Here is a 23,414-nt window from a genome sequence, read left to right as displayed (position 1 = left end):
GGAGGGCCGGGCGTGTCCTGAAGGCAGCTTAACGGGGCCGGATGACGCCATTCAATAGATGTTGCGGCTGGATGGGGTGTTGCCCACAAGATGTTGAGGCGTTTCCCTTGCGCTCCGTGCTGGACGTAGGGCGTCGCGGTTTCTATGATCGGCCTGCGCCGCCGGACCTTCCCTGGGCGGTGGATTCGAGTGAGTTCGACGACGTGCTGAGCAAGATCTTCACCTGGTGGAACGGCGCCACGATCGGCACCCTGTTCACCGTTGGCAAACGCGGCCAGCAGGTCGGCACGGACGAATTCGGCAATCGCTATTACGAATCCCGCGACACCGTCAGCTATGACGGCCGCAAGCGCCGCTGGGTCATCTATGACGGCTATGCCGAGGCGACCAAGGTGCCGCCGGAATGGCAGGGCTGGCTGCGCTACACCTATGACGAGACTCCGGCCGAGCGTCCGCTGCCGCGTCAGGCGTGGGAAAAAGATCATCTGCCGAATATGACCGGCACGCCGATGGCGCGTCGTCCGCAAGGCTCGCTGTCTGCCCTGGGCCAGCGCCCGGCCGCCACCGGCGACTATCAGGCCTGGAGCCCGGAATGACCCTTCGCCATGTCCTGCTGGCCGGGGTGGTCGTCGCGGGACTGGCGATATCCGGCGCCGGCGTGACCAGCGTGCTGATGGACCTGCCGCAGGACGCGACGCCTGCGCCCGCCGATCCGATCGGCGACATGCTGCGCGACACCAGCCGTACGCCGCTGCAAAATCCGCAGGGCTCGGCGCCGCAGCCGCAGGCCCAGCCGACCGGCCCCGTCATCGTCATGCCGACGGCGCCCGCCGCCGCGCCGTCCACGCCCATTCTTGTGGCGCAGGGGCAGGAGGTCGCGGTTCAGGAAGAAGCGCCTGAAGAGATTCCCGTCGAAGAAGTCGCGCCTGCGCCTGTCGAACCGACCTCGCCGCCGGGCGTGCGCCAGCGCCGCCGCGTCGCCGTCATTCAGGCGGTGGACAAGACCACGACCGAGACCATGCGGTTCGAGGTCGAGGTGGGCGGCCGTCCGGTGCGGTTCGGCAAGACCCTGCTGTTCAAGGCCCGGGCCTGCGAAGTCTCGGCTTCCGATGAAATGACCGAGGACGCCATCGCCTATATGGAGGTCGGGGTTCAGCCGCGCGGTCTGGCGGCGCCGACCGAGGCGCGTCAGGTGTTCAAGGGCTGGATGTTCGCCTCATCGCCGAGCGTCAGCGGCCTGCAGCACCCGGTCTATGACGCCTGGGTGGTCGGCTGTAAGGCGTAGTCCACGGCGTCGGCCCCGCTCAGGGGCGCGGTGAAGGCGTCCATGTCGGGCGTTGCCTGGAAGGCCCAGGGCAGCATCCGCAGGTAAGCCTCCTGCGGCGTCTCCACCGCGCCGAACTGGCTGAGGTGGTCGGTCAGGAACTGCGTGTCCAGCAGCCGCCATCCGCCCTTTTTCAGTCTCGCGACCAGATGGACCAGCGCCACCTTTGACGCATCCGTCGCTCGGCTGAACATGCTCTCGCCGAAGAAGGCGCCGCCCAGCGTCACGCCGTAGAGTCCGCCGACCAGCGTCTCGTCCCGCCAGCATTCGATGCTGTGGGCCTGGCCGCGCTGATGCAGTTCGACATAGAGGCGGCGGATCGGGGCGTTGATCCAGGTGTCCTCACGCCCGGGCGCGGAGGCGGCGCAGGCGTCCAGAACGGCGGCGAAAGCCGTGTTCACCCGCACGTCGAACGGCTCGCTGCGCACCGTGCGGCGCAGGCGCGAGGGGATGTGAAAGCGATCCAGCGGTATCAGGCCGCGCTGGTCCGGCTCGACCAGAAAGACGCGCGGATCGTCGTGCGCCTCGGCCATCGGGAAGACGCCCCGCGCGTAGCAGGCGAGCAGCGCCTCCGGTCCGAAGACGTCAGAGGCGCCGCTTGCGCTGAAGCCGGGCTCGTCCAAGAGGGGTTAGGCCTTGGCCTTCTGCGCCGCCGCCCACTTCTCCAGCCAGTGGATGTCATAGTCGCCCGACAGAATGTCCGGCTCCTGCAACAGCTTCTGGAACAGGGGGATGGTGGTGTCGACGCCGCTGATGACCGTCTCGTTCAGGCTGCGCTTCAGACGGGCCAGCGCCTCTTCGCGGTCGCGGCCGTGGACGATCAGCTTGCCGATCAGGCTGTCGTAATAGGGCGGGATCGAATAGCCGGCGAAGATCGCGCTATCCAGACGAACGCCCAGACCGCCCGGGGCGTGGAACTCGGTGATCGTGCCCGGCGACGGGGTGAAGGTGTCCGGGTTCTCGGCGTTGATCCGCACCTCGATGGCGTGGCCCTCGAAGGTGATCTCTTCCTGCGTGAACGACAGCGGCAGGCCCGCGGCGATGCGGATCTGTTCGCGCACCAGATCGACGCCCGTGATCATTTCCGTGACCGGGTGTTCGACCTGCAGGCGGGTGTTCATCTCGATGAAGAAGAACTCGCCGTCCTCCCACAGGAACTCGATGGTCCCGGCGCCCAGATAGCCGATGGCGGCGATGGCCTTGTTGACCGTCTCGCCGATCTTGACCCGGCCCTCGGCGGACAGGGCGGGAGAGGGGGCCTCTTCCAGCACCTTCTGGTGGCGGCGTTGCAGCGAGCAGTCGCGTTCGCCCAGGTGGACGACGTTGCCGTGGCTGTCGGCGATAACCTGAATCTCGATGTGGCGCGGCTTCTGGAGGTAGCGCTCCATATAGACGGCGCCGTTGCCGAAGGCGGCCAGGGCCTCGGCCTGAGCCGTCTGCACGGCCTCGACCAGATCATCGGCCGTCTGGGCCACCTTCATGCCGCGACCGCCGCCGCCGGCGGCCGCCTTGACGATCAGGGGGAAGCCGATGGCCTTGGACGCCTCGATCGCCTGTTCGACCGTCTCGACCTCGCCGTCAGAGCCGGGAACGACGGGGATGCCCGCGTCCTTCACGGCCTGCTTGGCGGTGATCTTGTCGCCCATGATGCGGATGTGGTCCGGCTTGGGACCGATGAAGGTCATGCCGTGCGCTTCGATGATCTCGGCGAAGCGGGCGTTCTCGGCCAGGAAGCCGTAGCCGGGGTGGATCGCCTGGGCGCCGGTGATTTCCGCCGCCGCGATGATCGAGGGGATGTTCAGATAGGACTTGGCCGCCGGCGCGGGGCCGATGCAGACGCTCTCGTCGGCCAGACGCACCCACATGGCGCCGCGGTCGGCCTCGGAGTGAACGGCGACGGTGGAGATTCCCATCTCCTTGCATGCGCGGTGGATGCGCAGCGCGATCTCGCCCCGGTTGGCGATCAGGACCTTGGTGAACATGCTGAGGCTCAGGCTTCCAGAACGACCAGGGCTTCGCCGAACTCGACCGGCTGGGCGTCGCCCACCAGGATTTCAGCCACGACGCCGTCGCGCGGCGCCTGGATCGGGTTCATCGTCTTCATGGCTTCGACGATCAGCAGGGTCTGGCCCTTCTTGACCTTGTCGCCGGCCTTGATGAAGGGATCCGAACCCGGCGCGGGCTGCAGATAGGCGGTGCCGACCATCGGCGACTTCACCTCTTCGCCCGCGCGGGCGACGATGGTGGTGGCGTCCGCGGCCATGGGCGCGGCAGGTGCGGCGGCGGGCGCCGCGTGGGCGACCGGGGCAGGCGCGGCGGCATACTGGATCGGGGCGGCGGCGACGGTGACTTCGCGCTTCACCTTGATCTTCAGATCGCCGCGCTCGACTTCGATCTCGGTCAGGTCGGTGTCGTTCAGGATATCGGCCAGGCTGCGGACCAGATCGGCGTCGATGTTCTTGTTCTTGTCGTCGGACATGAGGGTCTCTTCTACTTGATCTTCAGACGGCGCGCGGCGGTCAGCCCTTGGCCCCGGCGCGGCGCGCCAGGTCCAGAGCGGCCCGGACGGCCAATTCATAGCTGCGGGGGCCGAAGCCGGCGATCACGCCGGTCGCGGCCAGGGACACATAGGAGTGATGCCGAAACGCCTCGCGCGCGGCGGGGTTCGACAGATGGCATTCGACCACGGGGATGCTCAGCGTCTTCAGCGCGTCCAGCAGCGCCACCGAGGTGTGGGTGAAGGCGGCCGGATTGATGACCAGGGCGTCGGCTTCAGTTCTGGCTTCCTGAATCCAGTCGACCAGCTGGCCCTCATGATTCGACTGATGGAAGACGACGCGGGCGCCTTCAGCCGCCGCCTCGCACATGGCCTGAACGTCGGCCAGCGTCTCGCGGCCATAGATATCCGGCTCCCGAACCCCCAGCAGGTTCAGGTTCGGCCCGTTCAGGACATACAGGGTGAGAGTTTCGGGCATTCGCTCGCAAAACAGGCGCGCCGCCGCGCGGAATCGAGCGCGCGTTGTAGCCCAGGTGGCGCGCGGCGCAAAGCGGGCGAGGAAAAAGGGTGACGTAGGGGGAGGGCGATGCTCTCGAGCGGACCTTGTGGAAGTCTACTAAAGGTGGGAAGTGGCTGTGGCGTCCCGCCCGAACAAGCCCTCACGCTCTCTGCCTTTCAGCTAGTCACGGCCGCACTTGCACGTGTTTAGCCGCCGCGACATGCTGTCGTCTTACAACAGGGGGCGGAGGGGGTGTATGCGCGGCTGGAAGGTGGTGAACTGGTTCTGGCAGAGCTTAGGCTCGATCACACTGGTCCTAGGCTATCTGCTCAGCTTCGGCGTGCCAGCCTGGGCGCTTCAAGCGTCTTCGTTATTCGGCAGATATCAGCCCGTTTCATCGGTCGCGGCGGGTCTGGCAGGCACGCTACTCTTTGCAATCATCGCCCGCCTCTTAGCCGCCACCCGAGAAGGCCTTGTTGCGGCGAGCGTGAGAGACCGCTTCTACCGCGACGGTGACCGGGTCAATCCTCTCGACAGATTGTTCGAACGAAAGCGTTTATCGATCGCCGATCTCGCTCCGCCTATGGGTGGCCCAATTAGAGACAAGACATTCGACAATTGCGAATTGATTGGGCCTGCGAACATTATCCTTGCTGCTACCGGCGGTGGCGTTCTGCACGGCAACAGCTTCAGTAAATGTGATGCTGTGGCGACGGCAGATGGAGCTCAACCAGAGACTGCTACTGGATTTTTGAACTGCCGGTTCGTGAACTGCCACTTCTTCAATGTGACCCTTTTCATCCACGAGGGCGTTTATTCGACGGCGAACGCCAGCATTGGAGGGCTGAACTGGATTACGCCAGAGCCGAAAACTGGGGCAGCGCTCGAACCGCCTGGCGTAGTTCGAACTGAAAGCCACGGATCGCAACGTGAGCCGGCCTGACCCCCGAGGCAATCGGTGATCTTGGAGGTCCGCAACCGGTCGCAGGCGGGCTGAGACCGTAGATTTGATGTCTCACGCCCGAACCCCCATTATCTGACGTCTCCGCACGAGGCTTTAGCCTCTCCACCCTGCATCTTTTGGAGAGAACAGTTTGCGTATCGAAGTCAACGGCGAGGCGCGGGACACCGCCGCCACGACCATTCTGGGTCTGGTTCAGGAGTTGTCGCTGGACCCCAAGAAGGTGGCGGTCGAGCGCAATCTGGAGATCGTGCCGCGCTCGCTGCACGGCGAGACGGCGCTGGCCGAGGGCGACAGGATCGAACTGGTGCAGTTCGTGGGCGGGGGCTGACCCTAACCCTAACCTCCGCTCATCCCGGCGGACGCCGGGATCCAGTCCTTTGGCGACAGGTTCGCCCTTCGACGGCTGTGCGTGAGGTTCTCACTGGATCCCGGCGTCCGCCGGGATGAGCGGGAGGGGATGTGACAGCCGATCAAATCCCGCAACGCCGCTTCCCCCCGGCGACGGGCGGCGCTAGGTCAGGAGCATGACTGACACCGCTCCCCGCACCGACAGCTGGACCGTCGCCGGCCGCACCTTCAACTCGCGCTTGATCGTGGGCACCGGCAAGTATCGCGACTACGCCCAGAACGCGGCGGCGGCCGAGGCGTCGGGCGCCGAGATGGTCACCGTGGCCGTGCGCCGGGTGAACCTGACCGATCCGAACCAGCCGGTGCTGACGGACTTCATCGACCCGAAGAAATACACCTATCTGCCCAATACGGCGGGCTGCTTCACCGGCGAGGACGCCGTGCGGACCCTGCGTCTGGCGCGCGAGGCGGGCGGCTGGACCCTGGTCAAGCTGGAGGTTCTGGCGGACCCCAAGACTCTGTTCCCCGACATGGAGGAGACCCTGCGGTCGCTGAAACTGCTGACCGCCGAGGGCTTCGAGGTCATGGTCTATTGCACCGACGACCCCGTCTATGCGCGCAAGCTGGAGGACGCGGGCGCGGTGGCCATCATGCCGCTGGGCGCGCCGATCGGCTCGGGGCTGGGGGTGCAGAACCCGATCAACATCCGCCTGATCGTCGAGCAGTCCAAGGTGCCGGTGCTGGTCGACGCAGGCGTCGGCACGGCGTCGGATGCGGCTATCGCCATGGAGCTGGGCTGCGACGGCGTGCTGATGAACACCGCCATCGCCGAGGCGCGCGATCCCCTGCTGATGGCCAGCGCCATGAAGCACGCGGTCATCGCCGGGCGTGAATCCTATCTGGCCGGACGGATGAAGAAGCGGTTCTATGCGGACCCGTCCTCGCCGCTGGCCGGACTGATCTGAGGCTTCTCCTCCCCACTTTGTGGGGAGGTGGCACGGAGCCGAAGGCGATGTGACGGAGGGGTCTCTTGGTTCCGCCGTCGCTAAGCCCCTCCACCGCTACGCGGTCCCCCTCCCCACGAAGTGGGGAGGAAAGCAGATCGTCAGCCCTTCTTTGCGGCTTCGATCAGGGCGCCGACTTCGCGCGGGTCGATGCCGGGGCTGGCCTTGCCGTTGATGAAGAAGGTCGGCGTGCCCTGAAGGCCCAGTGCAGCCGCGACGGTGTGGATGTCGGTGACGTGGCGCGTCATCTCGGTCGAGGCGATGGCGGCGTTCGCCTTGGCCATGTCGACGCCGTTGTCGGCCAGGATGCGGTCGATCGATTCGCGGTCCAGCGCCCGTTCCGCCATCAGGGCGTCATAGACGGCCAGATATTTGCCCTGTTGGTGCGCGGCCAGGGCGGCCCGGGCGGCGTATTGCGAGGAGACATCCTCGCCCCGGTCCAGAATCGGCCAGTCCTTGAAGACGAAGCGCACCTCCGGGTGGGCCGCCATCAGGGCGCGATAGTCGTGGGCCACCGCCTTGCAGCCGGGGCAGCGGAAGTCGAAGAACTCGATCACCGTCACCTTGGCGTCGGCCGGGCCGAAGGCCGGGTCGCGCGCATCGACGGCCAGCAGGGACGGGTTCTTGGCGGCGGCGGCGTCGATCGCCCCGACGCGGGACTGGGATTCCATCGCCTCGCGGGCGGCCAGCACCTCGTCCAGAACCTGCGGGTTGCGGATCAGATAGTCGCGCACCTTGCCGCCGAAGCTGTCGCCGACATAGGGCGCGGCCGACAGGGCCAGGGCGATGGCCGACAGGGCCACGGCGACCCCGCCCAGCACGGGGCCTGACAGGGCGAACCGGCCTTTGGTCGTCGAAGGGGGCGTCTGGCCCGGGGCGTCGTCGGTCATCAGGAACTCGTCAGTCGAAGGGGGAGGGCGGTCAGCCGCCGGGCGGGATGACGCCGGCTCGGCTGCGCTGCTCATTGCGGCGCTCGGCGTCGGTGATGTCTTTTTCGGTCGCGCCGGAAGCCAGCACGATGTCGGTGGCGCGGCGCCATTCGATCGAGCTGCGGTCCAGCATGTCGCGGGCGCGCATGGCGAACTGGGCGGCCTGGTCCGGGCGACGCAGGGCGAACCAGTATTCGGCCGAGGCCAGACGCGCCTCGCCCTCCTTGTTCTGGCTGGCGTAGGCCTGGGACAGCAGGCGCCAGCCCATGGTGTTGTCCGGCTCCAGCGCCAGGGCGCGCTTCAGCTGGTTTTCGGCCTCGGCCAACTGGGCCGGGTCGCTGGTTTCGATCAGGGCGTGGGCCAGGTTGATGCGCAGCAGGGGGGCGTCGGGTTTCAGCTCCACCGACTTCTGGTGCGCCTCCAGCGCCTCGGACGGGCGGCCTTCCTCGAACAGGATCTGGCCCTTCAGCTCCCAGAAATAGGGGTTTTCCGGCTGTTCGCCCAACAGGACGTCGACCGCATCCAGCGCCTTCTGCGTCTGGCCGTCGCGATACCAGGCGATGGCGCGGGCGTAGCGGGCGGGCAGGGAGACGTCGCTGGACGGATAGTCGCGCAAGGTGGCGTTGGGCGAGTCCATGAAGGCGCGGATCTTGGCCACGACCAGGGCGTGCTGGGCCATGCGCTCGGGGCTGTCGCGTTTTTCATAGTTGGAGGCCGCCTCGACCGGGCGGCGCAGGGCGTCGATCCGCTGTGACGACAGCGGGTGGCTGCGGAAATAGGGATAGCGGCGCTGATCCGAGAAGATTTCCTGCGCGCGGAAATTCTCGAAGAACTCGACCATGCCGCGCCCGGATTCCCCGGCGCGTTCCAGGGCGCGGGCGCCGGTGATGTCGGCCTCGCCCTCCTGGCTCTGCATGTAACGCAGGGCGCCCAGCGTGCCGAAATACTGGCTGGAGGCCAGCAGGGCCGCGCCCGCGTCCGGCGCCCCCGCGATCGCCGCCAGGGCGCCCAGCGCCATGGTCATGATCATCGGCTGCATCCCGGCGTTCTGAACGCCGTCGCGCAGGGTGTGGCGGTTCTTGATGTGCCCGGCCTCGTGGGCGATCACGCCCAGAAGCTGATTGGGGCTCTTGGTCCGCAGGATCAGGCCGGTGTTCAACCCCATGATCCGCCCGCGCGTGGCGAAGGCGTTCAGGTCGTTGTCGTTGACCAGCAGGATCTCGATCTCTTTGGGATCAAGACCCATGGCGTCCAGAACCGGCTCGGACCAGTCATGGATGATGCCTTCGATCTCGGTGTCCCGGATCAGGCTCTGCGCCTGGGCGGCGGCGGCCGAGGCCAGCACCGCAAGGGCGCCGACGCCGGCGGCCAGATAGCGCCGGATGCGGGTTGCAGCGGGGGGCGTCCTGGTCATGACGAACTCCAGAGCGACAGTCTCCCCCGCAGCTTCCAGTCTAAACGTGTCCGATCAACGGCGCCACCAGCCGCGTTTCGGCTTGGCGGGCGGAGCGCTGATCTGGTTCGGATCCTCGGCGATGATGGCCGCGATGTCGACCTCGGCGGCCGGGGCCGGGACCGGCTCGGCCAGGACGACGGCTTCTTCGACCACGGCTTCGACCACGGTTTCGACAGGGGCGTCAACAACGACCGGGGCGTCGCCCAGCGCCTCCACCAGCGCTTCCTCGACGGCCTGTTCGACGCGGGCGGCGACGGCGGGCGGGATGTCGAGGTCGGCCGGAGCGGGCTGTTCGGCTTCGGCCGGTTGGGCCTCAGCCGGGGCGGCTTCCGCCCCGTCTTCCACGGCGGCGGTGCTGACCTTGCGGCGCACGCGACGACGCTTGGGCGCCTCGACCTGTTCGACAGCCGGAGCGGCTTCGGCGGCGGGCGCCTCGGTCGCTTCGTCTTCGATCACGACGGCGATCGGCGTGTTGGGCGAGCCGACAGGCGGCAGGCCCTCATTGGCGGCGCGATCCTCGACCTTGGTCTCGTGGGTCAGTTCGCCCTGACCGCGACCCCGGCCGCGACCGCGACGACGGCGCGAGCGGCCGTTGCGGCCTTCTTCTGACGCGGCGACCTGATCCAGGCTGACGTCCTGGCCTGCATCCTCGCTGACGGCTTCCGACCGGCGTTCATCCCTGCGCTCAGGCTGGGCGGCGGTCGGGTTGATCGGGTCGAACCAGACGTAGGGGTCCTGCAGCGACGGCGTGCGGCCGCGCACCCAGGCGTAGACGTCGCGTTCGCCTTCCTCGCGCATCCGGCGACCGCCGCGACGGCCCCGGCGGCGGCGACCGCCCCGGCTGTCGTCGTCATCGTCGGACGCGACGGTTTCGGCTTCATCGTCCCGGCGACCGCCGCGACGGCGACGGCGGCGTCCGCCGCGGCTGTCGTCGTCCTGCTCGGTGCGGGCGCGGGCCTCGTCGTCGTCCTCGTCCTCGCGGTCGAGATCGGCCTCGTCCTCGTCGTCGCCGAAGTCTTCTTCGTCCTCGGCGTCTTCGTCCTCGTCGTCATAGGCGCTGTCGTCGAAGCCGTCGTCCAGGTCGGCCAGGTCGATGTGGCTTTCGGGGGCGACGAAGTCCTCGTTCGTCTCGGTGCGCTCGATTGAGTGCTCGCCCTGGGCCAGGCTGTCGTCGATCTGGATGATGACGTTCAGGCCGCGCTCTTCCAGCAGGAACTGCAGATAGGCGCGCTTGTGGTTCAGGATGTACAGGGCCACGGCCGTCGAGACGCGCAGGTTCACCGAACCCGCGCCGTTCTTTCCGGCCTCGATGTCAACGGCGCGCAGGGTGGTCAGGGCCGCCGATTCGGCCGAGCGGACGCGCCCGGCGCCTTGGCAGCATTCGCAGACCTCGGTCGCGCCCTCGATTACGCCCAGACGGCGACGTTGACGGCTGATCTCCATCAGGCCGAAGCCCGAGATGCGGCCCATCTGGATGCGGGCGCGGTCCTTGGCCAGGGCGTCCTTGAGGGCCTTTTCAACCGCGCGGTTGTTCTTGCCCTCGTCCATGTCGATGAAGTCGATGACGATCAGACCGGCCAGGTCGCGCAGGCGCAGCTGGCGGGCGGCCTCGACGGCGGCTTCCAGATTGGTCTTGGTGGCCGTGGCCTCGACGTTGCGCTCCTTGGTGGCGCGGCCCGAGTTCACGTCGATGGCGACCAGGGCTTCGGTCTGGTTGATGACCAGATAGCCGCCCGACTTCAGCGGCACGACAGGCTGGTGAATCTGGGTGAGAACCTCTTCGATGCCGTTCGAGGCGAACAGCGGGCGCGAGCCCTGATAGAGGTGAATCTTCTTGGCCTGGGACGGCATCAGCACGCGCATGAAGTCGCGGGCCTGTTTGAAGCCTTCGACGCCCTCGACCTGAATGCCGTCGAAGTCCTTGTCGTACATGTCGCGCACGGCGCGGCGGACCAGGTTCTCTTCCTCGTGGATCATCGCCGGCGCGTTGGAGCGCAGGGTCTGTTCGCGGATCGTCTCCCACAGGCGCAGCAGATATTCATAGTCGCGCTTGATCTCGGCCCGGGTGCGCTTGGCGCCCGCCGTGCGGATGATCAGGCCCATGCCCTGCGGCACCTTCAGCGCGGCGGCGGCGGCCTTCAGGCGGCGGCGGTCCGAGGTGTTGGTGATCTTGCGCGAAATGCCGCCGCCCTTGCCCGTGTTCGGCATCAGCACGCAGTAGCGGCCGGCCAGCGACAGCCAGGTGGTCAGGGCCGCGCCCTTTGCGCCGCGCTCGTCCTTGACGACCTGCACCAGCAGGATCTGGCGGCGCTTGATGACGTCCTGGATCTTGTAGCGGCGCATCAGGCGGCGCTTCAGGCGTTCCTCGTCGGCCAGCTTGCCGTCGGAATCAGCGTCGTCGCCCGAGGATTCACGGCCCAGATCATCGTCGTCCGCGTCGTCGTGCGCCTCGGCCATGATGGCTTCGCGGTCGGCGACCGGGATCTGGTAATAGTCCGGATGGATTTCGTTGAAGGCCAGGAAGCCGTGACGGTTGCCGCCGTATTCGACGAAGGCGGCCTGCAGGCTGGGCTCTACGCGGGTGACCTTGGCGAGATAGATGTTCCCGCGAAGCTGGCGACGCGCGCGGGATTCGAAATCGAATTCCTCAACCTGGCGGCCGTCCACGATCGCGACGCGCGTTTCTTCCGCGTGCGCCGCGTCTATCAACATGGTTTTTGACATTGATGGTCTCTCTCAGGCGCGCCAGGCCGTGCGCCGCGAACACAGTCGCGGGAATAGGGGCGGCTCGCCGAATGGAAATGGGGGCCAGGGCGCGCGTCATCCCCTCGCAAAAAGCGAGAGCGGCATGGTCTTGCCTTTCAGGAGCGCAGGCGGGTCGGCCCATAAGGTTGTCGGTCCTGGGTTCGAACGCGCCGATCAAGGCTGCATCGCGAACCCGTATCTCCGGATCGGCGGCCAGGCCGCGCGACCCTCGGAATTGGGTGAAAGTTCAACGCCGCGAGGAGGGCGCGCCTGAGCCCGACACAGTGACGGGCGGCGCGATCGTTCGCATGCGGAACCGATAATAGGCATATGTTGCGGAAAATAAAAGAACCGCCGTGGCGAGAGGTCTTAACGAAATCCTTAAACCATGGGCGCATCCTGAGGTCGTAAACTGCAGGGCGATTTCCCTCTGATGTTGGGTCGGTGGCGTGACAATCTGAGCCGTTGGGGCGTGCGCGAATGGGCCATGACGGGCCTGGCGCTCGTCGTGATCAGCCTTGTCGTGCTGACATCCACGCGCGGTCTGGCCTTCGGGCCGGACGGAGAGATCGTGCGCCTGCGCTTCGGCGGCGACAGCCAGCGGACCCGCGTGGTGCTGGATCTGGGCCGTTCGACGCGTGGTCAGGTAGTCGAGGACGGCTCGGCCGGACGGGTCATCCTGTCGCTGGCGGGGGTCACTCCGGCGCGCGGGCTGGAAGGGTCTGGTTCAGGGCTGGTGCGCGGCTATGAGGTCAGTGCGGCCTCGGGCGCATCGCGCGTCCGGCTGGATTTGGCGCGCGGCGCCGAGATCGAGCGCCGCTTCCTGCTGCCGCCCGGCGACGGGGTGGACCATTATCGCTATGTCATCGACCTGAAGGCGACAGGCGCCGCTGCTGCGGTTCCGGTCGCCGCGCCGCGCCGTGAACAGGTTCGCGCTGAAAAGCCACTGATCGTCATCGACGCCGGGCACGGCGGCCGCGATCCGGGCGCCCAGGGCCAGCATGTTCAGGAAAAAGTCATCACCCTGGCCGCCGCCCGTGAACTGAAGGCGGCGCTGGAGCGCACCGGCCGTTACCGCGTCCGCCTGACGCGCGACGGCGACGTCTATGTGGCCCACGGCCGCCGGGTGCAGGTGGCGCGCGACGCCGGGGCGGACCTGTTCATTTCGCTGCACGCCGACGCCGGGTCAGACCCGGCCCTGCGCGGCGCCAGCGTCTACACCCTGTCCGAACAGGGCGCCGGGCGCGCGGTGCGCGAGTTCACCAAGGGCGACGACTGGCAGCGCGACCTGCGCCTGCCGGGCCGCGATCCCTCGGTCGACCGCATCCTGCTGGACATGACCCAACGCGCGACCCAGAACCGCTCGGCCCAGTTCGCGCGGGTGCTGCTGACCCATATCGAGGGGGGCAACCATCCTCTGCTGCGCCGCAGCCATCGCGACGCGGGTCTGGCCGTGCTGCTGGCGCCTGACGTTCCGGCCGTGCTGCTGGAGATGGGCTTCATCACCAACCCCGAGGACGAGCGCGTGCTGACTGATGAACGCGCCCGCCGCCGCCTGATGCGTTCGGTCGCCGAGGGCATCGACCGCTATTTCCGCGAGCCTTCCGCCCCGTTGATGGTCGCTGGAGACGTGGCCGGAAGCTGATGTCCTCCTCCTGAGACGGAGAGGGGAGGCGCTATTCTTCCAGCGCCGCTTTCGCGCGTCGGAAGATGTCCTCGAACATTTCCGCCGTCAGCCGTCCCGTGTTCGTGTTCAGCCGCGAGCAGTGATAGCTGTTGATCAGCGTATAGTCGCCGACCTTGCCCTCGACCCCATGCCCGGCCGGAATGGCCGAGCCGGGATAGCCCAGCGTCCGCAGGATGCTGCGCCGTGACACATCGCCCAGGGTGACGATCACCTTCAGCCGGGGCAGGGCGGCCAGCCGGTCGACCAGAAAGGGTCGACAGGTGTTCTCTTCCGTCGCCGTCGGCTTGTTCTGCGGCGGGGCGCAGCGCACGGCGTTGGTGATCATGCAGTCGACCAGCGTCAGATCGTCATGACCATCAGGGTCGTAAGACCCCTTTGCGAAGCCGGTCTTCTTCAGCGTGTCATACAGCAGCCAGCCCGCATGATCCCCGGTGAAGGGGCGGCCCGTGCGGTTGGCGCCGGTGCGGCCCGGCGCCAGTCCCGCGATCAACAGGCGCGCCTGCGGATCGCCGAAGGAGGGCGCGGGACCGTTCCACCAGTCCGGGTTCTGACGCGAGTTTTCGGCGCGATACTCGACCAGTCGCGGACATAAGGGGCAGTCGCGCGCCGGTTCGGGATTCAGTCCCGCACCCACCGCGTGCTTCACGCGCGGTCGGTCCGGTCCAGCGTGCGGTTCAGGCCCTGATTCATCGAGGTCTTGGGCTTGCCCACATGGTTCATGACATCGGCCAGATCGATGAAGGCGTCGGCCTGACGGCGCAGGTCGTCGGAAATCTGGGGCGGCTGGCTCTTGACGGTCGAGACGACGGTCACGCGCACGCCCTTGGCCTGCAGCGCCTGCACCACGCGGCGGAAGTCGCCGTCGCCCGAGAACAGCACCGCCTGATCCAGACGCGGCGCCAGCTCCATCATGTCGACGGCGATCTCCATGTCCATATTGCCCTTGGTGCGGCTGTGGCCCTGGGCGTCGGTGAAGCGCTTGACCGGCTTGGTCACTACGGTGAAGCCGTTGTAGTCGAGCCAGTCGACCAGCGGCCGGACGGGCGAGAATTCTTCGCCCTCGACGATGGCCGTGTAATAATAGGCGCGGATCAACCGGCCTTCGCCCACGAACCAGGTGGACAGTTTCTTGAAGTCGAGATCGCAGTTCAGGGCGCGCGCCGCCGAGTAGAGATTGGCGCCGTCGATGAACAGGGCGATGCGGTCGTCGGGATGGTCGGTCATGAAGGAATATGAGTCCGTCGATATGGTCGAGAAAATGAACGCCCCGACCGATGCCGCCGGAGAATCCCCTGACGGCGTCGATCTGGACGCCGCAGTCATCGTCGCACTGGGCTGTAATGACAAGGGCGACTGGTCATCTTCCTGCGAAGCGCTGGAGGCGGCGCTGGCGCGATTTCGCGCTGAGGGGCTGGATGTGCTGGCCCGTTCGTCGTGGTGGGCGTCGCAGGCCTGGCCCGATCCGACCGATCCGCCCTTCCTGAACGGGGTGGCGATCATCAGCACCGATCAGGACGCGCCGACCCTGATGCGGACGCTGGGCCGGATCGAGGATCTGTTCGGGCGGGTCCGCACGGCGCGCAATGCGCCGCGCACGCTGGACCTGGATCTGACTGCCTATGGTCGGCTGAGCGGGGATCTGGACGGGCTGATCCTGCCGCATCCGCGTGCGGCCGACAGACTGTTCGTCATGGGGCCGCTGGCCGAGATCGCGCCGGACTGGATCCACCCGGTCAACGGCCTGCGCGCGCGTGATCTGGCGGCCTCGGCCAGCGTGGCGCGCGACGCCCATCCCCTGTTGAGGGCTTGACGCAGGGCCTGTGAACGCGCGAGGGGAGGCGCAACTGACGCCGATCCGTCCCAATGCCGCCTTCGCGGCGTTGCACAATCGGCTCTCACCCTGTATTTTGAGCGGTTCTCCCTGCCGCCTGAGGAATTTCATGGCCCGCGTCACTGTCGAAGACTGCATCGAAAAGGTGCCGAACCGCTTTGGTCTGGTTCTGCTGGCCGGCCACCGCGCCCGCAACATCGCCAACGGCGCCCCGCTGACGCTGGACCGCGACAACGACAAGAACCCGGTCGTCGCCCTGCGTGAACTGGCCGACGAAACCGTCGTGCCGGACGAGCTGCGCGAGAACATCATCACCACCCTGCAGCGGGTCGACGAGCGCACCGAGGCCGAGGACGAAGCCGAAGTCGTGGCCCTGCTGGCTGAGCCGCAGCACATGAACATGGCCGAGGCCGAACTGATCCGCGCGCTGCAGAGCGACCGCGACGGGGGCCAGGAGGAACGCTACTGACGACCGACCTGGTCACTTCGGTAGCAAGGCGGGCGGCGCGACCCCAGACGGACACGCCGATGGACCCCGCCGCGAATCTGCAGGACAACACATCGGCGTCGTCTCTTCCCGAGGCGGCGCCGAAGTCGTCTGAAGGCCCTGCATTGTCTGATACCAAGCGCGCACCGATCATGCGCCAGTTCGAACTGATCGAGGCGGTCAAGGCCTATGACCCGACCGCCGATGAAGCGCTGCTGAACCGCGCCTATGTCTATGCGATGAAGATGCACGGCTCGCAGTTGCGGGCCTCGGGCGATCCCTATTTCGCCCATCCGATCCAGGTCGCGGGCATTCTGACTGACTATCGCCTCGATACGGCGACCATCGTCACCGCCCTGCTGCACGATGTGGTTGAGGACACCTCCGCCACCCGCGAGGACATCGCCGAGATGTTCGGCGAGGAGATCGCCGTCCTGGTCGAGGGTGTGACCAAGCTGTCGCGGCTGGAGCTTCAGGCCGAGCACACGCGCCAGGCCGAGAACCTGCGCAAATTCATTCTGGCCATTTCGCGCGACGTGCGGGTGCTGCTGGTCAAGCTGGCCGACCGCCTGCACAACATGCGCACCCTTCACTTCGTGAAGCCGGAGAAGCGTGAGCGCATCAGCCGCGAAACGCTGGAAGTCTACGCCCCGCTGGGCCGGTCGATCGGCATCCACTCCATCGCCGCCGAACTGGAAGAACTGGCGTTCGAGCATCTGAACGCCACGGCCCGCGTCGCCATCCAGCGCCGTCTGGAGGCGCTGAAGCTTGAAAACGGCAGCGCCATCGAGGCTGTCTCGCCCGAGATCGAGCGCGTGCTGTCCGAGGCGGGTCTGACCGCGCGGGTCAAGGGCCGCGAGAAGACGCCCTATTCCATCTGGCGCAAGCTGCAGCGCAAGACGGTCGGCTTTTCGTCCCTGTCGGACATCTACGGCTTCCGCGTCATCGTCGAGAGCGAGGACGACTGTTACCGCGCCCTGGGCGTCATCCACCGCGCATGGCCGATGGTGCCGGAACGGTTCAAGGACTTCATCTCGACGCCCAAGTCGAACAACTACCGCTCGCTGCACACTACGGTCGTCGGGCCGGGCGGCCTGCGCATCGAGATGCAGATCCGCACCGAGGCCATGGATCGCGTGGCCGAGGACGGGGTGGCGGCGCACTGGCGCTACAAGAACTCGTCCTACGGCTTCGACCGCGAGGCGATGGAGGCCGACGGCGGCCGCGACCCCCTGCTGAACCTGCGCCATCTGGTTCAGGTGATCGAGCACGGGGAGGGGGGCGAGGACTGGGTCGAGCACGCCAAGCTCGAAATGTATTTGGATCAGGTCTTTGTCTTCACGCCCAAGGGGACGCTGATCACCCTGCCGCGCGGCGGTATGCCGCTGGACTTCGCCTATGCCGTCCACACTGAGGTCGGGGACACGGCCGTCGGGGTCAAGATCAACGGCGAGCTGAAGCCCATGCGCACGGCGCTTCAGAACGGCGACGTGGTCGAGATCATTCGCGGGACCAAGCGCGAAATTCCGACCGACTGGCGCAGCCTGACGGTCACGGGCCGCGCCCGCTCGGCCATCCGCCGCCACATCCGCACGTCGGAGCGCGAAGAGTTCGTGCGTCTGGGCAAGACGACGCTGGAGCAGACGCTGGACCGGGCGGGCAAATCGCTGGCCGACGTCAAGCTGACCGAGGTGCTGAAGACTTTCGCCATGCCGTCCGAAGAGGACATGTTCGACGCCATCGGTCGCGGCCGTCTGAGCGCGACCCGCGTGGCCGAAACCCTGTTCCCGGCGCTGAAGGGGCAACTGAAGGCCGGCCCGGAGCGCAAGCGCATCGGCGAGGAACCGCCGCGCCTGTTCGTGCGCGGCGGCGGTCTGACGCCCGGCGTCAGCATCCACTTCGGCCGGTGTTGCTCGCCGGTGCCGGGCGACCGCATCGTCGGCATTCTTGAGCCGGACAAGGGGCTGACCGTCCACACCATCGACTGCCAGACTCTGGCCGATTTCGCCGATGACGACTCCGTCTGGCAGGATCTGCAATGGACGCCGCAGGCCGAACGCAGCGCCGTCGGTGCGGTTAAGCTGCACGCCACCCTGACCAATGCGCGCGGCGTTCTGGGGCAGTTCGCCTCCATCATCGGCGAGGCGGGGGGCAATATCCTGAACCTGTCGATGTCCCACCGGCAGCATGACTTCTACGATGTCGATCTGGACGTCGAGGTCGAGGACGCGCGCCACGCCACCATGATCATTGCGGCGCTGAGGGCCAATCCTTACGTCGATACGGTCGATCGCGCGCGCGGCTGAGCCGCGCCGACGCCATCCGTTTTTTGCCAAAGGTCGAAATGTCTCCCGAACAACAGAAGCTCGCCAATGAGGCCCAACTGGCCTCGCCCTCCTATCGTCTGGCTGCGCTGGATCAGGATTTCCTGCTGGGCGAGCCGATGCGCGGCGTGCGCTTCCTGATGGAATATGAAAAGGCCGAGCAGGCGCTGAAGGCGTGGGGCGTGCGCTCCACCGTCGTCGTGTTCGGCAGCGCCCGCGTCGGCGTCAACGGCGACGGCCGCCACGCCTATTGGTACGATCAGGCCCGCCAGTTCGGCCGCATCGCCTCTGAACGCGGCGGCGCACTGCGCGGCGAACCGGGCGAGGTGCGCGACAACGTCATCGCCACCGGCGGCGGACCGGGCATCATGCAGGCCGCCAATCAGGGCGCGCACGAGGCCGGTGCGCCCTCCATCGGCTTCAACGTCACCCTGCCGCACGAACAGGTGCCGAACCCGTGGTCGACGCCGGAGCTGACGTTCCAGTTCCACTACTTCGCCATGCGCAAGATGCATCTGGCCATGCGGGCCAATGCGCTGGTCGTCTTCCCCGGCGGCTTCGGCACGCTGGACGAGTTGTTCGAGATCCTGACCCTGCGCCAGACGGACAAGGCGCCGCCGATCCCCATCGTCCTGTTCGACGAGGCCTATTGGCGCTCGGTCATCAACTTCGACACCCTGATCGAGCATGGCATGGTCAAGGCGTCGGACATGGATCTGTTCGCCTTCGCCGACGACGCCGAAACGGTGTGGGCAAAGCTGCTGGAAGGCGGGCTGAAGCCCAACTGCGAGATCCGTTAGGGCGCCGGGTTGAGGGCGGCCCCGGCAGGGTCTAAGGACGGCTTTCATGAACACTGAAGACGTCCTCAACGAATTCCGCGACGCCGGCGCCCTGCGCGAAGGCCATTTTGTCCTCTCGTCCGGCCTGCACAGCCCGGTCTTCCTGCAGAAGAACCTGGTCTTCATGGACGGCGCCCGCTGCGCGCGCCTGTGCAAGGCGCTGGCGGAAAAGATCGTCGCGACGGTCGGGCCTGTCGACGCGGCGATCTCGCCCGCCGTCGGCGGCATCATCCCCGGCTATGAGACCGCCAAACACCTGAACGTCCGCTCCATGTACGTCGAGCGCGAGGGCGGCGAGTTCAAACTGCGTCGCGGTTTCTCGGTCGAGCCGGGCGAGAAGATCGTCATGGTAGAGGACATCGTCACGACGGGTCTGTCGTCGCGCGAATGCATCGCCGCAATCCAGAAGGCGGGCGGCCAAGTCGTCGCCGCCGCCTGCATCGTCGACCGTTCGGGCGGCAAGGTCGATGTGGGCGTGCCCCTGATCGCTCTGGCCTCGATGGAGGTGCCGGCCTATCCGGCCGACGCCCTGCCGCCGGAACTGGCCGCCCTGCCGGTCGAGGATCCGGGCAGTCGCCGGTTGTCCAAGTAAAGAAAGAGAACGGGATGAAGCGTCAGCGGGTTCGTCTGGGCGTCAATATCGACCATGTCGCCACGGTTCGTAACGCGCGCGGCGGCGCTCATCCCGATCCGGCCCGCGCGGCCGAGGCGGCGCTGGCGGCCGGGGCCGACGGCATCACCGCCCACCTGCGCGAAGATCGCCGCCACATCACCGACGCCGACATCGACGTGCTGACGGCCCTGTGCCGACGCGCGGACAAGCCCCTGAACTTCGAGATGGCGGTGACGGAGGAGATGCTGGCCATCGCCCTGCGCCACCGCCCGCACGCCGCCTGTCTGGTGCCCGAACGGCGCGAGGAAGTGACGACCGAGGGCGGACTGGCCGTTGCTGGTCACGAAGCCCGCATCGCCCCGGTGGTGAAGGCGCTTTCGGACGCCGGCATCCGCGTCAGCCTGTTCATCGAACCGTCCGAGGACCAGGTCGAGGCCGCCGCCGCCGTCGGCGCCCAGGTGGTCGAGTTCCACACCGGCCGCTATTGCCACCTGACCGACCCGGCCCAGCGCGCGGTCGAGTTCGACCGTCTGGCCGCCGCCGCCGCACAGGCCGAGATTCTGGGGCTGGAGGTCCACGCGGGCCACGGCCTCGACTTCGCCACGGCGGGCGAGGTGCTGGCCATCCGCGAGATCGTCGAGCTGAACATCGGCCACTTCCTGATCGGCGAGGCGGTCTTCGTCGGCCTCGACGCCGCCATCCGCCGGATGCGCGCGGCGATGGACGAGGCTTCATCGTGATTATCGGCGTCGGCGCCGACCTGTCGGACATCCGTCGGATACAGGCCTCGCTGGACCGCTTCGGCGACCGTTTCAAACAGCGCGTCTTCACCGAGCTTGAGCGCACCCGCTCGGACCGCAAGGCCGATCCGGCGTGGAGCTACGCCAAGCGGTTCGCGGCCAAGGAAGCCTGCGCCAAGGCCTTGGGCACTGGGATGCGCTCCGACGTCTACTGGCGCGACATGGGGGTGGTGAACCTGCCGTCCGGGCAGCCGACACTGGCCCTGACCGGCCACGCGGCCGAGCATCTGGCTCGCCTGACGCCGCCGGGGCATGAGGCGCGCATCCACCTGACCCTCAGCGACGAACACCCCTACGCCCTGGCCTTTGTGGTGATCGAGGCCCTTCCAAAGGTTGTGTCTGACGCATGATGGCGTCGCAAAGGTTGCGGTTCCTTCATCATGCGGAGTCTTGCCCGCTGCGGGTTCAGCGATTACGCCTCGACTTTCTGACCCTGCGTGCGGCAGGGGATTCGAGCAGACGATGACCGACGACCCAAAGTTGAACGGCGGCGCGGGCGCCTCCGCCCTTGATCCGGCGGGCAGCCGACCGATCTGGAGCGACGACGGCGACGCCCCCTTCGACATGGGGGACGATCCGGAGGCGCTCGACAGCGAAAAGCCGATCCATGCGCCGCGGCGCTACAGGAAAGCCAAAAGAGTGAAGACAGAAAAGTCCGCGAGCAACGAGTGGGTCGAGATCATCAAGACCGTCGTTATCGCCCTGCTGATCGCGCTGGTGCTGCGTGTTCTGCTGTTCCAGCCCTTCACCATCCCGTCGGCCTCGATGGAGCCGAACCTGTATGAGGGCGACTATATCGTCGTGTCGAAATGGTCGTACGGCTATTCGCGCCACTCAATCCCGTTCAGCCCGCCGGTGTTCAAGGGCCGCATTCTGGGCAAGGGACCTGAGCGTGGCGACATCGTGGTGTTCAAACTGCCGCGCGACAACAAGACTGACTACATCAAGCGTGTGATCGGCCTGCCGGGCGACAAGGTGCAGATGATCGCCAACAAGCTCTATATCAACGGCGCGCCGGTTCAGGACGTCGAGGTCAGCCGCGCCCAGATGGCCGACATGTTCGGCGCCCGTTCGGTGACGCAACTGCGCGAAACCCTGCCGGGCGGCCGCACCTTCATGACACAGGACTTCGGCCCCGGCGGCGAGCTGGACGACACGCCGCTGTATGAAGTGCCGTCGGGCCACTACTTCATGATGGGCGACAACCGCGACAACTCGATCGACAGCCGTGTGGAGATGTCGGCGGGCGTGGGCATGGTCCCGGCCGAGAATCTGGTCGGCAAGGCCGAGATCATCATGTTCTCGTGGACGCCGGGCGCCTCGCTGTTCAATCCGGTCAGCTGGTTCGCCAATGTGCGGTTCAGCCGGTTCTTCAAGATCCTTCACTGATGGCGGGCGGACGCACGAATGTGCGCGCCGAGGCTGTGGCGGCCCTGCGTCGCCGCCTCGGGCATGACTTCAACGACGCCTCCCTGCTGGAGCATGCCCTGACCCACTCCAGCGTGGGCGAGGGCGCAGGGCCGCAGGTTCCAGCCGACAACGAGCGGCTGGAGTTTCTGGGCGACCGGGTGCTGGGCCTGCTGGTGGCCGACCGTCTGGTGCGCGACTTTCCGGCGGCGGACGAGGGGCAGCTTTCGGCCCGCCTGCACGCCCTGGTGGACAAGAGCGCCTGCGCCCGCGTGGGCGAGGCGCTGGGCGTGGGCGAGGCCCTTCGCCTGTCGCCCGGCGAGACCAAGACCGGCGGCCGCAGAAAGGCCGGAGTCATCGCCGATGCTGTTGAGGCGATCCTGGCGGCTGTCTATCGCGACGGCGGCCTGATCGCGGCTCAGGCTGTGTTCGAGCGCGCCTGGGCCGAGGAACTGGCGGCGCCCCCGGCGCCCGCCATCACCAATCCCAAGTCCGCCCTGCAGGAATGGGCGCAAGGGCAGGGCCGCCCGCTGCCGACCTATGAGGTGGTCCAGCGCACCGGCTCGGACCATGCGCCGACCTTTACGGTCGAGGCGACGGTGACCGGATATGAACCCGCCCGTGCTCAGGGGCGTTCGCGACAGGAGGCGGAAAAGGCCGCCGCCGTCGCCCTATTGAAACGTGAAGGCGTGATTTGACCGAGACCCCTGAAACCACCGAGATCAGCAACCAGCACGCGGGCTTCGCCGCCATCATCGGCGCGCCCAATGCGGGCAAGTCGACGCTGGTGAACCGGTTGACGGGCTCCAAGGTCTCGATCGTCACCCAGAAGGTCCAGACCACGCGCTTCCCGGTGCGCGGCATCGCCATCAAGGGCGACGCCCAGATCGTGCTGGTGGACACGCCCGGCATCTTCACCCCGCGCCGCCGTCTGGACCGCGCCATGGTCGCCTCGGCCTGGGGCGGCGCGCAGGACGCGGACGTGGTCGTCCACCTGATCGACGCCCAGTCGCACATCAACGCCGAAGGCCGCGAAGGCACGCCCGCCGACCGTCGCTCGGCCGAGGACACCGAGACCATCATCGCCAATCTTCAGGCGACGGACACCAAGGTCATTCTGGCGCTGAACAAGATCGACGGCATGCGTCGCGACACCCTGCTGGCCCTGTCGCAGCGCCTGTTCGAGACGGGCGTCTATTCCGAGGTCTTCATGATTTCGGCGCTCAGCGGCGACGGCGTGGACGATCTGTTGACCCGGTTGGCCATGGCCATGCCGCAGGGCCCGTGGCTGTATCCCGAAGACCAGTCGGCGGACGTGCCGCTGCGCGTGCTGGCCGCCGAGATCACGCGCGAGAAGGTCTATCTGCGCGTCCACGAGGAACTGCCCTATTCGGCGGCGGTCGAGACGACCAGCTTCGAGGACCGCGCCGACGGCTCGGCCCGCATCGAACAGACCATCTATGTCGAGCGTGAAAGCCAGCGCCCGATCGTGCTGGGCAAGGGCGGCCAGACCCTGAAATGGATCGGCCAGAAGGCGCGCGAAGAGCTGATTGAGATCCTCGACCGGCCCGTTCACCTGTTTTTGACCGTCAAAGTCGATCCGAAGTGGCAAGACTCAAAGGCATTGTACGCCCAGTTCGGCCTGGAGTTCGACGTCTAG

The 23,414-nt window shown here is 67.0% G+C and carries 25 protein-coding genes; 16 read left to right on the top strand and 9 right to left on the bottom strand.

The window, feature by feature from the left end; genetic code table 11:
* Nucleotides 1-203 precede the first annotated feature (203 nt).
* Nucleotides 204-596, top strand: coding sequence for an NADH:ubiquinone oxidoreductase subunit NDUFA12 (locus tag ABE454_RS14135; protein WP_346532767.1), 393 nt, complete (start codon nucleotides 204-206; stop codon nucleotides 594-596).
* Nucleotides 593-1,285 (top strand): DUF2155 domain-containing protein, encoded by a 693-nt coding sequence (locus ABE454_RS14130; protein WP_346532641.1) that lies wholly within the window; start codon nucleotides 593-595, stop codon nucleotides 1,283-1,285. The genes ABE454_RS14135 and ABE454_RS14130 overlap by 4 nt, the downstream gene beginning before the upstream one ends.
* Here the strand turns inward: ABE454_RS14130 and aat are convergent.
* The 4 genes from aat to aroQ are packed head-to-tail and all read right to left on the bottom strand — an operon-like array spanning nucleotide 1,252 to nucleotide 4,299.
* Complete coding sequence (gene aat / locus ABE454_RS14125) at nucleotides 1,252-1,947, bottom strand: leucyl/phenylalanyl-tRNA--protein transferase (RefSeq protein WP_346532639.1); 696 nt, start codon at nucleotides 1,945-1,947, stop codon at nucleotides 1,252-1,254. The two genes, ABE454_RS14130 and aat, sit on opposite strands and share 34 nt — an antisense overlap.
* A 6-nt stretch (nucleotides 1,948-1,953) precedes the next feature.
* Nucleotides 1,954-3,306 carry an acetyl-CoA carboxylase biotin carboxylase subunit gene (gene accC, locus ABE454_RS14120; RefSeq protein ID WP_346532638.1) on the bottom strand — a complete coding sequence of 451 codons (1,353 nt, stop codon included), beginning with the start codon at nucleotides 3,304-3,306 and terminating at the stop codon, nucleotides 1,954-1,956.
* Nucleotides 3,307-3,314: 8 nt separating this feature from the next.
* Nucleotides 3,315-3,803, bottom strand: a complete 489-nt coding sequence (gene accB / locus ABE454_RS14115) for an acetyl-CoA carboxylase biotin carboxyl carrier protein (protein WP_346532637.1) — start codon at nucleotides 3,801-3,803, stop codon at nucleotides 3,315-3,317.
* Between the two features lie 40 nt (nucleotides 3,804-3,843).
* Nucleotides 3,844-4,299 (bottom strand): type II 3-dehydroquinate dehydratase, encoded by a 456-nt coding sequence (aroQ, locus tag ABE454_RS14110; RefSeq protein WP_003165400.1) that lies wholly within the window; start codon nucleotides 4,297-4,299, stop codon nucleotides 3,844-3,846.
* A gap of 277 nt (nucleotides 4,300-4,576) precedes the next feature.
* On the opposite strand from aroQ, the gene ABE454_RS14105 reads away from it, so the two are divergent.
* The 3 genes from ABE454_RS14105 (at nucleotide 4,577) to ABE454_RS14095 (ending at nucleotide 6,597) form a co-directional block, all read left to right on the top strand.
* Nucleotides 4,577-5,263, top strand: a complete 687-nt coding sequence (locus tag ABE454_RS14105) for a hypothetical protein (protein ID WP_346532635.1) — start codon at nucleotides 4,577-4,579, stop codon at nucleotides 5,261-5,263.
* A gap of 151 nt (nucleotides 5,264-5,414) precedes the next feature.
* On the top strand, nucleotides 5,415-5,612 hold the full coding sequence (gene thiS, locus ABE454_RS14100) for a sulfur carrier protein ThiS (protein ID WP_003168098.1): 198 nt from the start codon (nucleotides 5,415-5,417) through the stop codon (nucleotides 5,610-5,612).
* Nucleotides 5,613-5,808: 196 nt separating this feature from the next.
* Nucleotides 5,809-6,597, top strand: a complete 789-nt coding sequence (locus ABE454_RS14095; protein ID WP_003168099.1) for a thiazole synthase — start codon at nucleotides 5,809-5,811, stop codon at nucleotides 6,595-6,597.
* Nucleotides 6,598-6,737: 140 nt separating this feature from the next.
* On the opposite strand, the gene ABE454_RS14090 is transcribed toward ABE454_RS14095, so the two are convergent.
* The 3 genes from ABE454_RS14090 to ABE454_RS14080 are packed head-to-tail and all read right to left on the bottom strand — an operon-like array spanning nucleotide 6,738 to nucleotide 11,745.
* The gene (locus ABE454_RS14090; protein ID WP_346532634.1) at nucleotides 6,738-7,526 is read right to left on the bottom strand and encodes a thioredoxin domain-containing protein; all 789 of its coding nucleotides are present in this window, start codon (nucleotides 7,524-7,526) and stop codon (nucleotides 6,738-6,740) included.
* Between the two features lie 31 nt (nucleotides 7,527-7,557).
* Complete coding sequence (locus ABE454_RS14085) at nucleotides 7,558-8,979, bottom strand: M48 family metalloprotease (RefSeq protein WP_346532632.1); 1,422 nt, start codon at nucleotides 8,977-8,979, stop codon at nucleotides 7,558-7,560.
* A 54-nt stretch (nucleotides 8,980-9,033) separates the two neighbouring features.
* Nucleotides 9,034-11,745: an Rne/Rng family ribonuclease gene (locus tag ABE454_RS14080; RefSeq protein ID WP_346532630.1), complete on the bottom strand. Its 2,712-nt coding sequence runs from the start codon at nucleotides 11,743-11,745 to the stop codon at nucleotides 9,034-9,036.
* A 454-nt stretch (nucleotides 11,746-12,199) separates the two neighbouring features.
* On the opposite strand from ABE454_RS14080, the gene ABE454_RS14075 reads away from it, so the two are divergent.
* Nucleotides 12,200-13,411 (top strand): N-acetylmuramoyl-L-alanine amidase family protein, encoded by a 1,212-nt coding sequence (locus ABE454_RS14075; protein WP_346532628.1) that lies wholly within the window; start codon nucleotides 12,200-12,202, stop codon nucleotides 13,409-13,411.
* Between the two features lie 31 nt (nucleotides 13,412-13,442).
* Here ABE454_RS14075 and ABE454_RS14070 read toward each other — a convergent pair whose 3' ends face one another.
* Nucleotides 13,443-14,099 carry a uracil-DNA glycosylase gene (locus ABE454_RS14070; protein WP_346532627.1) on the bottom strand — a complete coding sequence of 219 codons (657 nt, stop codon included), beginning with the start codon at nucleotides 14,097-14,099 and terminating at the stop codon, nucleotides 13,443-13,445.
* Entirely contained in the window at nucleotides 14,096-14,677 is a 582-nt protein-coding gene (locus ABE454_RS14065) for an NYN domain-containing protein (protein WP_346532626.1), read from the bottom strand. Before ABE454_RS14065 ends, ABE454_RS14070 begins: the two co-directional genes overlap by 4 nt.
* Here ABE454_RS14065 and folK point away from each other — a divergent pair.
* The 10 genes from folK (at nucleotide 14,676) to era (ending at nucleotide 23,414) form a co-directional block, all read left to right on the top strand.
* On the top strand, nucleotides 14,676-15,263 hold the full coding sequence (gene folK / locus ABE454_RS14060; RefSeq protein ID WP_346532624.1) for a 2-amino-4-hydroxy-6-hydroxymethyldihydropteridine diphosphokinase: 588 nt from the start codon (nucleotides 14,676-14,678) through the stop codon (nucleotides 15,261-15,263). The two genes, ABE454_RS14065 and folK, sit on opposite strands and share 2 nt — an antisense overlap.
* Before the next feature lie 130 nt (nucleotides 15,264-15,393).
* Nucleotides 15,394-15,753, top strand: coding sequence for a DNA-directed RNA polymerase subunit omega (gene rpoZ, locus ABE454_RS14055; protein WP_087140301.1), 360 nt, complete (start codon nucleotides 15,394-15,396; stop codon nucleotides 15,751-15,753).
* Between the two features lie 170 nt (nucleotides 15,754-15,923).
* Complete coding sequence (locus ABE454_RS14050; RefSeq protein ID WP_346532765.1) at nucleotides 15,924-18,077, top strand: RelA/SpoT family protein; 2,154 nt, start codon at nucleotides 15,924-15,926, stop codon at nucleotides 18,075-18,077.
* 38 nt (nucleotides 18,078-18,115) lie between these two features.
* The gene (locus ABE454_RS14045; RefSeq protein WP_346532622.1) at nucleotides 18,116-18,895 is read left to right on the top strand and encodes a TIGR00730 family Rossman fold protein; all 780 of its coding nucleotides are present in this window, start codon (nucleotides 18,116-18,118) and stop codon (nucleotides 18,893-18,895) included.
* A gap of 46 nt (nucleotides 18,896-18,941) precedes the next feature.
* On the top strand, nucleotides 18,942-19,526 hold the full coding sequence (gene pyrE / locus ABE454_RS14040) for an orotate phosphoribosyltransferase (RefSeq protein WP_346532620.1): 585 nt from the start codon (nucleotides 18,942-18,944) through the stop codon (nucleotides 19,524-19,526).
* Nucleotides 19,527-19,540: 14 nt separating this feature from the next.
* Nucleotides 19,541-20,287, top strand: a complete 747-nt coding sequence (locus ABE454_RS14035) for a pyridoxine 5'-phosphate synthase (protein ID WP_346532619.1) — start codon at nucleotides 19,541-19,543, stop codon at nucleotides 20,285-20,287.
* Nucleotides 20,284-20,697, top strand: coding sequence for a holo-ACP synthase (gene acpS, locus ABE454_RS14030; RefSeq protein WP_346532618.1), 414 nt, complete (start codon nucleotides 20,284-20,286; stop codon nucleotides 20,695-20,697). Before ABE454_RS14035 ends, acpS begins: the two co-directional genes overlap by 4 nt.
* A 112-nt stretch (nucleotides 20,698-20,809) precedes the next feature.
* Nucleotides 20,810-21,736, top strand: coding sequence for a signal peptidase I (lepB, locus tag ABE454_RS14025; protein ID WP_346532617.1), 927 nt, complete (start codon nucleotides 20,810-20,812; stop codon nucleotides 21,734-21,736).
* Nucleotides 21,736-22,452 carry a ribonuclease III gene (gene rnc, locus ABE454_RS14020; RefSeq protein ID WP_346532616.1) on the top strand — a complete coding sequence of 239 codons (717 nt, stop codon included), beginning with the start codon at nucleotides 21,736-21,738 and terminating at the stop codon, nucleotides 22,450-22,452. Before lepB ends, rnc begins: the two co-directional genes overlap by 1 nt.
* Complete coding sequence (gene era, locus ABE454_RS14015) at nucleotides 22,449-23,414, top strand: GTPase Era (RefSeq protein WP_346532614.1); 966 nt, start codon at nucleotides 22,449-22,451, stop codon at nucleotides 23,412-23,414. The genes rnc and era overlap by 4 nt, the downstream gene beginning before the upstream one ends.

Origin of the sequence: Brevundimonas diminuta, assembly GCF_039673845.1 — a bacterium.
Classification (GTDB): Bacteria; Pseudomonadota; Alphaproteobacteria; order Caulobacterales; family Caulobacteraceae; genus Brevundimonas; species Brevundimonas diminuta_E.
Note: the sequence above shows the minus strand (reverse complement) of the source record. Positions and strands in the feature narration are given on the sequence as shown.